This is a genomic window from Virgibacillus subterraneus (assembly GCF_900110695.1).
In the GTDB taxonomy this organism is placed as follows: Bacteria; Bacillota; Bacilli; order Bacillales; family Amphibacillaceae; genus Lentibacillus; species Lentibacillus subterraneus.
The window spans coordinates 36,090-48,140 of sequence record NZ_FOEH01000008.1 but is presented as its reverse complement, the minus strand read 5'-3'; the positions used below and the strand labels follow the sequence as shown (position 1 = coordinate 48,140).

Annotated in this window: 13 protein-coding genes and 1 pseudogene; 1 reads left to right on the top strand and 13 read right to left on the bottom strand. The window is 37.8% G+C overall.

Translation table 11 applies throughout. The annotated features are described in order from the left end of the window. Nucleotides 1-28: 28 nt before the first annotated feature. The 13 genes and pseudogenes from BMY13_RS17600 to BMY13_RS17545 all read right to left on the bottom strand — a co-directional run bounded on the left by BMY13_RS17600 (nucleotide 29) and on the right by BMY13_RS17545 (nucleotide 9,349). Nucleotides 29-934 carry a F510_1955 family glycosylhydrolase gene (locus BMY13_RS17600; protein WP_092506240.1) on the bottom strand — a complete coding sequence of 302 codons (906 nt, stop codon included), beginning with the start codon at nucleotides 932-934 and terminating at the stop codon, nucleotides 29-31. 40 nt (nucleotides 935-974) lie between these two features. Then, the gene (locus tag BMY13_RS17595; protein WP_092506238.1) at nucleotides 975-1,580 is read right to left on the bottom strand and encodes a class I SAM-dependent methyltransferase; all 606 of its coding nucleotides are present in this window, start codon (nucleotides 1,578-1,580) and stop codon (nucleotides 975-977) included. A 5-nt stretch (nucleotides 1,581-1,585) separates the two neighbouring features. Next, nucleotides 1,586-1,804, bottom strand: a complete 219-nt coding sequence (locus BMY13_RS17590) for an SHOCT domain-containing protein (protein WP_092493887.1) — start codon at nucleotides 1,802-1,804, stop codon at nucleotides 1,586-1,588. Between the two features lie 249 nt (nucleotides 1,805-2,053). Next, the gene (locus BMY13_RS17585) at nucleotides 2,054-2,326 is read right to left on the bottom strand and encodes a hypothetical protein (protein WP_092506236.1); all 273 of its coding nucleotides are present in this window, start codon (nucleotides 2,324-2,326) and stop codon (nucleotides 2,054-2,056) included. Nucleotides 2,327-2,947: 621 nt separating this feature from the next. After that, nucleotides 2,948-3,514: an NADPH-dependent FMN reductase gene (locus BMY13_RS17580; RefSeq protein WP_092506234.1), complete on the bottom strand. Its 567-nt coding sequence runs from the start codon at nucleotides 3,512-3,514 to the stop codon at nucleotides 2,948-2,950. A 12-nt stretch (nucleotides 3,515-3,526) separates the two neighbouring features. Further along, nucleotides 3,527-4,585 carry an LLM class flavin-dependent oxidoreductase gene (locus BMY13_RS17575; protein WP_092506232.1) on the bottom strand — a complete coding sequence of 353 codons (1,059 nt, stop codon included), beginning with the start codon at nucleotides 4,583-4,585 and terminating at the stop codon, nucleotides 3,527-3,529. Between the two features lie 530 nt (nucleotides 4,586-5,115). Next, a pseudogene (locus BMY13_RS17570) lies at nucleotides 5,116-5,577 on the bottom strand (N-acetyltransferase family protein). Between the two features lie 85 nt (nucleotides 5,578-5,662). Continuing rightward, nucleotides 5,663-5,809, bottom strand: coding sequence for a hypothetical protein (locus BMY13_RS20095; protein WP_368073027.1), 147 nt, complete (start codon nucleotides 5,807-5,809; stop codon nucleotides 5,663-5,665). 37 nt (nucleotides 5,810-5,846) lie between these two features. Further along, the gene (locus BMY13_RS17565) at nucleotides 5,847-6,245 is read right to left on the bottom strand and encodes an acyl-CoA thioesterase (protein ID WP_092506230.1); all 399 of its coding nucleotides are present in this window, start codon (nucleotides 6,243-6,245) and stop codon (nucleotides 5,847-5,849) included. Nucleotides 6,246-6,263: 18 nt separating this feature from the next. Next, nucleotides 6,264-7,436: an iron-containing alcohol dehydrogenase gene (locus BMY13_RS17560; RefSeq protein WP_092506228.1), complete on the bottom strand. Its 1,173-nt coding sequence runs from the start codon at nucleotides 7,434-7,436 to the stop codon at nucleotides 6,264-6,266. Between the two features lie 174 nt (nucleotides 7,437-7,610). After that, entirely contained in the window at nucleotides 7,611-7,823 is a 213-nt protein-coding gene (locus BMY13_RS17555) for a hypothetical protein (RefSeq protein WP_245736151.1), read from the bottom strand. Nucleotides 7,824-7,933: 110 nt separating this feature from the next. After that, nucleotides 7,934-8,569: a hypothetical protein gene (locus tag BMY13_RS17550; protein WP_245736150.1), complete on the bottom strand. Its 636-nt coding sequence runs from the start codon at nucleotides 8,567-8,569 to the stop codon at nucleotides 7,934-7,936. 48 nt (nucleotides 8,570-8,617) lie between these two features. Beyond that, the gene (locus BMY13_RS17545; RefSeq protein WP_092506226.1) at nucleotides 8,618-9,349 is read right to left on the bottom strand and encodes a gamma-glutamyl-gamma-aminobutyrate hydrolase family protein; all 732 of its coding nucleotides are present in this window, start codon (nucleotides 9,347-9,349) and stop codon (nucleotides 8,618-8,620) included. Between the two features lie 410 nt (nucleotides 9,350-9,759). On the opposite strand from BMY13_RS17545, the gene helD reads away from it, so the two are divergent. Continuing rightward, nucleotides 9,760-12,045, top strand: a complete 2,286-nt coding sequence (gene helD / locus BMY13_RS17540; protein WP_092506224.1) for an RNA polymerase recycling motor HelD — start codon at nucleotides 9,760-9,762, stop codon at nucleotides 12,043-12,045. The last annotated feature ends 6 nt before the right edge of the window (nucleotides 12,046-12,051 follow it).

Below are 12,051 nucleotides of genomic sequence, written 5' to 3'. Positions count from 1 at the left end.
TCTAAATATAGATGACAGACTTATAACATTATTTTACTTTTCCATTTTCCAGAATCTGCAACCACGTTTCAGTTGAATCCTCAGATATATAAGCATTTCCTTTTGTAGTATATATAGCTAACTCTTGATTATTTTGTTGATTTTGGGCAATATTTACAGGACCATCTTCAGTTAACTCTGGAAGATTAATTGTCACTTGCTCGCCAGTTTTTATGTTAAATTTAGCAAGGGATGGTGTAGAGTCATAGCTTGCATAAATCAAATTTTCCTCATTAAAATAAACAGCTGTCCCCTGTACACCTTCTGTTATCATCTTAAAATTCTTTCCTCTGTCATTGGACAGATAAATACCAGTAGTTGTCGCTGCTGCTAAATAATCAGAATCAGACGGATGAATAGCTAATGCAAAAACCTCACCTTCTATACCTGAAGCAACTATGCCTTCCCACGACTCTCCATTGTCAGAACTTATATAAAAACCTACACCCAGCTTAGAATTTTCCTTATGATTTTTTAAAAAGATATCATGGCTTGTATAACCTACAGCCATTTCATGAAAGTCTGTTTCACCTACAAAATCGATACTTTTTAAAGTTTCTCCACCATCAAAGCTACGCTGAATACCTAGCGGGTTCGGTAAGTCTGAATCTTTACCAGGATGTCCTGATGTGTAGAAACCTTGATCAACTGGACTAAATCCCATATAATCGTTAAAATTCTTCGTCGTTTCAAACCATTCACCATCCCGATAAATTTTCAGGCCAGTATGAGATGCAAAATATAATCCGCCATCATTTCCAGCATAACCCATTCCATGAACATGCTCTAAACTCCCATCAAACGGCTCTTCAAATGCTTGATCGTCATTACTGTTACATCCGGTTATTAAAATTCCCGTTAAAATTATAATAAGAAATACTAACTTTTTTATCATTTGGTACTACCTCCATTCAGTTATTAATGTGCAGCGTTTATTAATTAGGAGTCAATACCAGCTTTCTCATAATGGATGTCATTAAATAGTTTTGCTCCTTAACTGTTAAGCCGGCCTTCTCTATGTTTTCGATCGTTTTACGATTTACATTAGCCCCTACAATTCTTACTGTTAGCGGGTTTACAGCATCAAGTATTCTGGCTGCAAACGGATGTTCACTCCGCATATGCTCAAGCATTACTATCTTACCGTTAGGTTTCACTACACGACGAATTTCTTTAAATCCGGCAACCGGGTCAGGCACTGAACAAAAAACACATGTCGAAACAACAACGTCAAAAGTATTATCAGGAAAATCCATTTGTTGTGCATCCATTTCTTTCAATGTAATATCAGCCTCAGTCTTGTCCGTTTTACCATACGCCTTTGCCAGCATTCTGGGACTAAAGTCAATTCCAGTGACATTTACATTTGAAGGATAGAATGGAAGGTTGGACCCAGTGCCCACCCCTACTTCCAAAATATCTCCATGCAAATTACCAAGTAACTCCTCACGCCATGATGACCTAATCATATGATCCATCACATCAAACACAGATGATATCCTATCATACCTTTTCTTAATGATGTCTGTATGTCGGTTCATGCTCATCACCCCCTCTTATCCCGTTCTAGTACAGATTTTAACTGTTCATACTCTGCCTCACTTATTTCTCCTTTCGCCAAACGTTCCTTTAGAATCTGTAATGGTGTTCTCTTGCGACCACCATTAAGATAATTTGTGATCAGGAGAATGCCTAAAATAAATAATCCAATCCAAAATATAATCATTATCCATCCAAAAAATCCATAACCATTCATCATGTGCATCGCATAACCACCTCCTAGCTTTTCTCAGTATATCCCAAAATTATCAAGAAAGTATGCAAATTTGCTAAGAGGTCCTATGATTTACCAACTATTTAATACCAATTATTTCAAACTCCTACGGTAAACTCAATATTATAGTTGTATTTAGAAAACTTGGGATATCACCAATCCTACTATGCAGTAGATACTTTCTTAGCTGCAAAAAAAGCGCCTTCCTTCATTAAGGATAAGCGCTTGACCTAAATAGCTTTATAACACATCACTATTATTTTGCTGTGCTTCCTGCACTTGCTGACGCGTATCATGCAGCTGTTCATATGCTTGCTGAAATTGTGGGTTCTCTGTAGCCTCAGTTCCCGCCTGCTGAGCCTTTTGCAATACCTGTTCTGCTTGCTGTAACTGCTTTTCAGCTTGCTCTAACAATTGAGGATCTGAGCCTTGGGCAAGCCTTGCAGCCTCTTGGGCATCCTGTATCTGATGACTCGCTTGCTGTAACTGTTGATGCAAGTTCTGTTGTACCATAGAAACATCCTCCATTAGTTTTAATGATCAATAAGATTCATTTATATTATTCCTTGTATTGGAGGTTTTATGCTAGTAAAGAAAGAGTCTGGGACATAACTAATACTTTCAACTTTAAAGACGAATAACAACAATATAGGATGTTTGATCGTTCATTTTCAAAAGTTCGACCTAATATGTAGTTGATATAAACTGCAAAGTAACTTAAGATAACCGATTTGTAGTATTTAGTGTGACCCTCTGACCACGAAGTTGGAATGGTTTAAAAGTTTAAAATCTTGTTTTATCCATTAATATAATTTTTGTTAACTATAGGATATAGAGAGCAATATCCAGCGCAGGAAATACACGTAGACTCCTGCGGGAGGAAAGGTATAGGCGAGACCCCGCAGTGCGCAGCACGAGGAGGCTTGCCAGCCGTCCTAGGTGCGCGAAGTGTATTTCCGGAGCGGTGTCATAGCTCTTAATTTTCTTTTAACTTGTGTCGCATTTTATATCTAATCAGCACAAAATAATCCGAACTAATTCAAATTCTATTTCAAGAATTTTGAATCCTAGTTCGGATTTTACCTTGACTAACACACTTTTGTCCCGGTCACTTTTCTAATAGCAATTACTCTACTAAAAGTCGTATTCCGCTTCTTTTGCCTCACGAATACTCGTATATGTTTCTGTTAATACGACTGTATCTTCCACTAAACGATCAATGCGGAATAACACATCATCATTGGTGATTTCTTTTCGATAGAAATCCTCTTCTTCGATAAATACATACGTCTGAACAATTTGTGCTTTCATATAACCTAAAATAGGCTTTAATTGATTTTCTGCAATCAAATAATGCTTGGGCGAACCTGCAGTCACAAGCATACCGACAACTTTATCGCGAAATGAATTCTCAGGAAGTAAATCAAATATGTTCTTTAATGTGGCTGGTATGGATGCCTGAAAAATTGGTGTACCAATAATGATTGCATCTGCTTCCATCATTGTTTGTGTGATATATTTTGTGTCGCCTTCATATTCCAAATAATTGCGTCCATCACTAAACTGAACGTTATATTCTGCTAAATCAATTAATGTCGCTTCCACATTCGGATATTTTTCAGCGATTGCTTTCATTGTGTAATCCATAGCTGTTCTAGTTTTTGAACCAACTATTGAACCAGATAACCCAACAATCTTCATGTTCTCTGCCCCCTATTTCTTTGCAGTATATTTTTTAATGGCTGGTAAAATTTCTGTACCAATCAGCTCAATATTTTTCATTAGCCGTTCAAAGGGAACACCACCAAAATCGATTTGTGCAATATAACGTTGGTGACCAAATACTTCATGCTGATAGAGAATCTTTTCAATGATTTCTTGCGGACTGCCGATGTTCATGACATTATGCGGATCTACACCCTGTGCAAAGTGCTGCTTAGGAAACCCTTGTCCGTTGGTTCGTTTCATTCCTTCATTGATGTGAGGATACATATCTTTTAAAGCTTGCTGTGAAGTCTCTGCTGCATAGAAAAAACCAGCCGTCGCAACAGGAAGTTCTGCTGGGTCAAATCCGCTACGCTGCGCAGCATCACGGTAGGCATCAACAGCTCGTTTAAAAGCAGTAACTGGACCACCTAAATGAGCTAAAAACATCCCTACTCCAGCATTACCAGCTTTTCTGGCACTGGCAGGTGAACCACCAACAGCACGCCAAATTGGCATTGATCCATTTTGCGGACGCGGAATAACCCTAGCATCCTTTAATGGTGGTCGATATTCTCCACTCCAATTGACTACTTCCTCTTCATTAAGTTTCAGCAGTAGATCAAACTTTTCTTCATATAATTCCTCGTAGTCACGGAGGCTATAGCCTAACAAATCAAAGTTCCCTACTCTGGATGCACGGCCAGCGATAATCTCCGCACGTCCCTTTGAAATTAAATCGATTGTTGCAAAATCCTCATATACACGCACAGGATCCAATGTACTGATAATCGTTGATGAACTGGATATTTTTATATTTTCTGTTGCCTGAGCAATAGCTGATAATACAACAGAATGTGCCTGCGTTGCAAAATAATCCTGATGACTTTCACCAACACTAAAGAAATCAATACCTGCCTGATCAGCAAGCTTCGCATATTCAATAATTTCATTAACGCGTTGTCCCGCAGGTATTCTCTCTCCCGTTGAAGGATCTGGTAAATGGTCACCTAATGTATATATACCTAACTCCATTCCTTTACTTTGATCGATTCGATAATTTTGCATTATTTTCCTACCCTTTCTTAATTGCCTATAGAGGAACAAGTTTGTACTTAAGGTTTACTATTTGTGCCGTTTAGAACCATCGCAAACGCCAAATAAACTCAAAGGCCCTTCACTTCTCCTTTGAAACAAAGTTATTTTTCATAAGTACAATTATTTCAAACTAAGTAAATTTAATCAATTACTTAGTCTGAGTATAAGCCATCGCTGAGATTGTAGCGGATGGAACTGCGCTTGCAGATTAAAAGCTACTGAAAACTGAATAAACATGAATGACGACTGAATAAGCTCCGTTGAAAACTGATTAATTGTACAAATGACAAATCAAAACTGAATAGGAGCCATTTTTCACCGTTTACCATACAAGCCATTAAAAAAGCAGCCCAATTAAGCGTACATAACGTCTTTGTACTCCGAAACCGAACTGCTTACAGCTAACTAACACACATTTTTATTTATTCTGCTGTAGATTTATCTTTCCTTACATTATTTAACCACGGGACAAGAGGGACAGGAACCTCGTCCCATATGCATCAGACGAATAAATGCATTAAAATTAGTTCCTGATAACCATTATCCAGTTTTACTCCCTTTACTTTTCTTCCCTCTTCATGAAATCCAAACTTCATATAATGTAATGGCACTTTCATTACATTCCATCACTTCTAGACACATTTTCTCAATAGTATTGTTAGCTTTTGCCCAGTTAACCACGTATGTAATAATGCCTTTCCAATACCATGATTACGATAGGTAGGTAGTACAGTCATCCCAATAGAACCTTGGTGACTTATCTTATCTTTTTCTCCATTTTTAAATTCTATTGCGCCCACCAAAGTATTGCCCGCTTCAGCAATAAACTGAATATGATTTGGGTTTTGGGTAAAAGCCTCGATTAGCTTTTGCATATCTGTTAATTTAACCTTTTTTGCGTCTTCCGCAGTACTTAGCATATATGACGCATCGACTAATACTTCTGAGGAAGCAGCCAACATTGCTTCCGCATCCTGTTGTTTCGCTTCACGAATCGTGATGGTTTTACCACTTTTGGACTTATATTTGAAATCATCTGCTGAAATATTATTTACCTCTATTTTTCCCCCGGTCATAACTAGTTAACCACATTTCTGCGTAGTCAACGGCATCTTTTACCGAAAACAATCGGGACTGCGCTGAACTTACATAACCTTTCGTTATCTCGTGACTTTTTTCAAAATCACTACTGATTTGCTGAAATGACTCCTCTAAGTTATCCTTCCATCCTTTAATTCTCTTGATATAAGTGTTGCTCCAGTTCTTTTTTAATAGGATCAGGTATTGGTTCAGACTTTTGCTTCTTTAAATCGTAATTCACATATGTAACGGTTGCTTTTACACATAAGCGTTCATCCTGCCAAATTTCCTCATATAACTGCAGACTGGAATTCCCTATCTTCTTCACCCATGTACAAACGATTACATCTATTCCAAAAAAAATCTGGCCAATGTAATCAACATTCATATTTAAAACAATCATTTTCCAATCCTCAAAAGAAAAATCAGGCGTAAATAATCGGAACAGATCATTCCGTGCGGCTTCCAACCAAACTGGAATCACCGTATTATTGATGTGTCCAACCCCATCCGTTTCAGAGACCCTTGGCTCGATAACTGTTTGGTACATCTGCTCTCAACCTCGCTATTATGAATTTTGCAATAGACCTTCATATGCATTCGTGTAAATCTGTTTAATGGAATTCTCATCTAACACTTTAGGACTTCTCGCAAGCAGTCTTGTTTGTTGTACTCCGTTTTCAGTCAAAACATCAATATCAGTTGATTTAATATTATAATCTCGTATTGTTGCCGGCAACCCGACATCCTTGATTAAATCCAGAAAACCTCTTACTACCTGTTGAGCCACTTCCCTGTCTGTCTTCCCATCTATTGGCAGCGATAAAGCCACAGCAATATTTTTCATTTTGTCCATACATGCCATCCAAATATGATCATACACATATGGCAAAAGAACGGCATTCGATTCACCATGCGAGATTTTAAATAATCCACCAAGCGGATATGCTAAGGCATGAACACCCGCGACCCCCGCATTATAAAAGCTTAATCCAGCAAGCAAACTACCTAAGGCCATCTGATCTCTGGCATGTTCGTCCTTGCCATTCCACACAGCTGTTCGAATATTACCGGCAATTCGTTTCATTGCATCAAGTGAAAGCGAATCAGTAAAAGGCGTTGAATTCACAGACGTATAAGCCTCAACTGCATGAGTAAGCGCATCAATCCCGCTTGCTGCAGTTACTCTAGGCGGTAACGTATAGGTTAATGCAGGATCAACGATTGCGTAGTCTGCCAGCAGATACTCATGTGTAATCACATCTTTGGTATTCTCGAGTGAAAATACAGCAATATCCGTGACTTCAGCACCAGTCCCAGATGTTGTTGGAATTAATACCTTTGGCAGCCCTTTGTTCACTAATTTCCTTGTTCCGCTCAAATTCAAGTAATCTTCCACACGGCCATTATTACCGGCAAGTACTGCAGCAATCTTTGCTAAGTCAAGCGCACTGCCACCACCAATTCCAATAACTAAATCCGGTTGTTTATCTCTTGCTTCTTCAACTACTTGATTACCACTTTCCAGAGGCGGATCCGGTACAACGTTTGTAACAACATCAACTCTTACATCAATTCTATCCATAATCTTCAATAAAGGGTCAATAACCCCAAGACTTTTCAAAATAGGATCTGTTAAAATAAAAATTCTCTCAACCTTTAACTCTTGCAAAATATCCTCTAACTTAGCTAGGGATCCCTCACCATGATAGATTTTCTTCGGAGATATAAACTGATCCATCAATTACCCAACTCCTATCCAAATAATTCTGATAATTATATTTTATCAGAATTGGAGCAGATTAGTTAGAAAACTTAGCTTTTCATAAAAGGAATATTAGTATTAACTGCCAAAAGGATGAATGTCAGACAAGGAGCTTTTTGCCTCCTTGTCTGACCACTTGCTTTGCTTAAATTAAGGAGAATCTTCCAATGAGGCTTTAGCTCCCATATTCTTTTTCTTTTTATTAAATCCTTTGTCAAGTTGCCCGGCATTTTCAATATCTCCAGACATTTCATAACCTTCAACTTCTACATTTCCTGTGGTTCCATACAGCCCCATACCACCAAGCTCGGTATTTACATTTTCCTTCGTTTTCTTCTTTTTTTGGTCAGCCAACTTTTTCACCTCCATAACTCCTAACTTTCCCAGCGAAAAAGATGTTATCCTGCTATTGCCTGAAAGGACAGACTGACGTACATCCAGCATAAATATTCAGCCATTCTGCCCAATTCTCACTACAATAGTTTTTCAAGTTCGTTTCTATTATAATTATCAGCTACACCTGGTTTTGAACTTAAATAATTTAATACCTCAGTATCTTCAAGCTCTAAAGTTGTTTTTAAACCATTAATGATCATACTTAGATATTCTTCAGATGGTTTATTATAAGGAACATCTAAATCCCAATCTGCTGTAAAAGTTAAGATTGGATATCCACCCTCTTCACCTAAATATAAAATAGTTCCATACCAAGAATCTCTTAATGTTTTAGATCCATCCTTTATAATTTCAATTAAATCTATATCTAATGCAGCACCGTTATTTTCCTGTTTTACCACATCCATAAATTGCTCTACTGTTATTAAATATTTCCTGCTGTATGTATGATGTTTTTCATCTTTATTTAATCCGATGAAAGCTACCCCTTTGTTTTGCCAACGCTCTGATGATTTTGCAAAATATAAAGGATAACGCATTATATATGTCGTTTCTTTTATAGGAAGAGACTTATCTTTACACCCAACCTCAACTTTTTCAGATCCTCTGGGTTTACCACCTTTTATGTAACATAAAAATCTATCTCTGCTTAAATTAGAACCATAGCTCGCATACCATACGTATTTTATATTTTCCAGCCTGGAATCAATCACAATCACATCCCAAAAATCTTTATAATATTAGAAAAGCTATTACCTTTACTATACTGTGTTTATACACTCACCGACAAACGCTTTAAATAAATTTTGCATGTTTGAATCCTCGCTAGCCATCTCTTCAGGGTGCCATTGAACCCCCAATAACAGTTTGGTGTATTCGCCTGTTCCTTCAACTGCTTCAATGACACCATCTGGAGCGACCGCAACAATTCTAAGGCCAGACGCGATTTTACCAATAGCTTGGTGATGAATGCTATTAACTCTGTAGGTTGTATTATTTAGAATTTCATAAAGCCAACTGTTATTCTCAATTTGAACTTCATGAGTGGGCTCCGGTCTTGCTGCTTGCTGATAATGATTAATAGCATTTGGATTATTGGATTCTATGTCTTGTATAACTGTTCCGCCTAACGCAACGTTTAGCATTGTAGCCCCTCTGCAGGTGGCAAGAATCGGCTTTTTCTGTTTTAGAGCATGTTCCACAAGCCCAATCTCCGTTTTATCACGTTTTTCATTGGTCATTTGTATTCTTGGATCAGGATTTGCTCGATACGAATTTGGATCGACATCTTCTCCACTGCTTAAAATAATTCCATCACAGTTGGAGACCCATAATTTTGGCATTTCTTCCGTACCAGTTGGAATTATAATTGGGATTCCACCTGCCTGTGTTACTGAACGAATAAACCTCTCGTGCAAATTAACACTCTTAATATTATTGTGATTGACAATAGAACTGGTAATTCCAATAACAGGATTTATTGAGTGTTTCATTTCATAATCTCCTTCTCCATGTCCCTCAAATTAGTTAGGAAAATAATTATTCACACTCATTTATGTTTTCCAATAGTCAAAAGACAATTCATAGGGACACAGAAACAGAATCTTCCATCTTTATTAAAATTAGTTAAAAGATGTTAGATAACTCATAGCTTAGATGTTTTTACATTAATTTGGGCATATATAAGAAAAGGGATTACGGGGGGTTCGCTACAATGATGGAAATAGCCTAATACAAAATAAAAAGACAACAACAGTAAAAACTATTGTTGCCCATAGCTAATTATGGTAAACTAATATAATGATCATTAATTGTATATATGAATATAAATATATCCAATTATATTGTATCATCAGTTATATTTAAAGTCAATGAAAAAGTTTTTAAGAATGGGGTTGGTGGCATGAGCCGGGAAGCTGAACAGCATCGAGTCAATGAAATTATCAATGAAATTAACAACAAAGAGGAAACGATTTATAAAAAATCTGCAGGATTAAAAGACACAATCATCAATCTGCGCGAGAATTTTTGGGATGATGTGACGGTTAACCTGGATGAACCTGATGACGTAATCGAAACGCAAGCAAGCGTTAAACAACAGGCCGAGTTGCTGATTGAACGGGAACAGCTCCACGGGAACATGGACAAGGAACTGAAAAAACTCAAGAAATTAAAGGACTCCCCTTATTTTGGACGAATTGATTTTATTGAAAATGAAAATGAAAATGAAAAAATATATATTGGTACCTCCTCCCTGATGGATCTGGAAGAAGAAAACTTCCTTATATACGATTGGCGTGCTCCCATTTCCAGCCTTTATTATGACTACGCTCCCGGGAAAGCGCAATATGAAACAATGGATGAAACAATAACCGGGGAAATCTCATTAAAAAGGCAGTTCATTATCAGACAAAGCAATATTATAAGCATGTTTGACACCGGACTTACAATTGGTGACCAGCTTCTCCAGCAAGCCCTGGGAGATAATGCAAGTACAACAATGAAAAGTATTGTCGCAACCATCCAAAAGGAACAAAATAAAATCATCCGAAATGAACGGAGTGATCTTTTAATTGTCCAAGGTGTTGCCGGGAGTGGAAAAACATCTGCAGTCCTGCAACGAATAGCGTACCTTATGTATCGATTTCGAAAAGAGCTTAACGCCAACAACTTACTGCTCTTTTCACCGAACCCGTTATTTTCAAGCTATGTCGCCAATGTACTTCCTGAATTAGGGGAAGAAAATATCCAGCAATCCACCTTTTATGATTTTTTGGAAAAGCGGATCGAAAAGGGTATTACAATTGAGTCCCCTTTTTCCCAAATGGAATATACATTAACGGAAATGGACGAGAAAGATTATGATAGTCGTCTTACTAACATGACATACAAATCAAGTTTGGATTTCAAGTCGCTATTGGATGAGTACATCTTCCAACTGAACTATCACGGTATTCGATTTAGGAATATTACGTTACATCACGAAGTCCTTATTTCAAAAGAGCAAATTTCTGACTACTTCTATTCACTGGAGGAGATTTCTCTTCCAAACAGAATGGAAGCTGTTGCTACGTGGCTGTTGCATGAATTACGAAAAAGCCAAAAGCAGGAAAAAGATAAGGACTGGGTAATGGAAAAGGTTGAACTGCTGGACAAGGACGAGTATTTAGAGGCATACCATTCCAGCCAGCAGGAAGATGAAGAAAATTCAAGTTTGGAAGAAGAATTCCTGCGTAAAGAAGTTGTGAAGCGCCACTTTGCCCAGATTAAAAAACGGGTGAAACGCTTTGACTTCGTTCATGTGCTGGCGACATACCAGGAAATGTTCTTGAATTGGGAAACCGACCAAACTCCTGCTGACTGGGGAAAAATCCGAGCACATACCGCTGCCAACTTGTCGCAGAAGTTTTTAACCTGGGAAGACGCAACACCATATCTTTATTTTAAAGGCAGACTACTTGGTGATGATTCAGAACGGTCAGTTCGTCACCTGTTCATCGATGAAGCACAGGATTATTCAGCATTCCAGTTTGCATATATCAGGCATATTTTCCCTTACACCAGGATGACATTACTTGGTGATATTAATCAGGCAATATACGCATACGCTACTGAGGATAATCCGCTAATACCTGCGAAACTAGAGCAGAACCATGAACAAATTACCCTTACAAAAAGTTATCGATCAACGAAACAAATCGTAGAATTCACAAAGGACTTTGCCCCTGGTGAAGCAGTAATCGAATCATTTGATCGATCCGGCAACAAACCTAAATTGATTAAGTTGGAGAATAAGGCGAATAGAACCGATAAGGTAATTGCCGAGATTGAAGAACTTCGCAGTGATGGAAATGAAACAATCGCAATTATTTGCAAAACACTAAAGGAATGCGATGAACTTTACCAAAAGCTTCAGGATAAAATAGTAATTAGACAAATAACAGAGCAGACTTATTCATTCGAAAAAGGATTGCTTATTCTGCCTATTTACTTGGCCAAAGGAATCGAATTTGATGCTGTTATTATCCCTGAGGTTTCTGCCGGGCACTATGCCAAAGAGTCAGATCGTGCACTCTTTTACACTGCCTGCACTAGAGCGATGCATGGACTTCATATGATCACTTCGGAAGAACCTTGTAAATTTATTAAAGAGGCAGAACCGGAAACATTTGAAGTTTTCCACATATAATACGAA

Bases quoted from the DNA above. Each gene is read 5' to 3' on its own strand.
- BMY13_RS17565 (WP_092506230.1), bottom strand. From the start codon at position 6,245: ATGTACCAAACAGTTATCGAGCCAAGGGTCTCTGAAACGGATGGGGTT.
- BMY13_RS17595 (WP_092506238.1), bottom strand. From the start codon at position 1,580: ATGAACCGACATACAGACATCATTAAGAAAAGGTATGATAGGATATCA.
- BMY13_RS17545 (WP_092506226.1), bottom strand. From the start codon at position 9,349: ATGAAACACTCAATAAATCCTGTTATTGGAATTACCAGTTCTATTGTC.
- helD (WP_092506224.1), top strand. From the start codon at position 9,760: ATGAGCCGGGAAGCTGAACAGCATCGAGTCAATGAAATTATCAATGAA.
- BMY13_RS17600 (WP_092506240.1), bottom strand. From the start codon at position 934: ATGATAAAAAAGTTAGTATTTCTTATTATAATTTTAACGGGAATTTTA.
- BMY13_RS17560 (WP_092506228.1), bottom strand. From the start codon at position 7,436: ATGGATCAGTTTATATCTCCGAAGAAAATCTATCATGGTGAGGGATCC.
- BMY13_RS17575 (WP_092506232.1), bottom strand. From the start codon at position 4,585: ATGCAAAATTATCGAATCGATCAAAGTAAAGGAATGGAGTTAGGTATA.
- BMY13_RS17590 (WP_092493887.1), bottom strand. From the start codon at position 1,804: ATGCACATGATGAATGGTTATGGATTTTTTGGATGGATAATGATTATA.
- BMY13_RS17585 (WP_092506236.1), bottom strand. From the start codon at position 2,326: ATGGTACAACAGAACTTGCATCAACAGTTACAGCAAGCGAGTCATCAG.
- BMY13_RS17580 (WP_092506234.1), bottom strand. From the start codon at position 3,514: ATGAAGATTGTTGGGTTATCTGGTTCAATAGTTGGTTCAAAAACTAGA.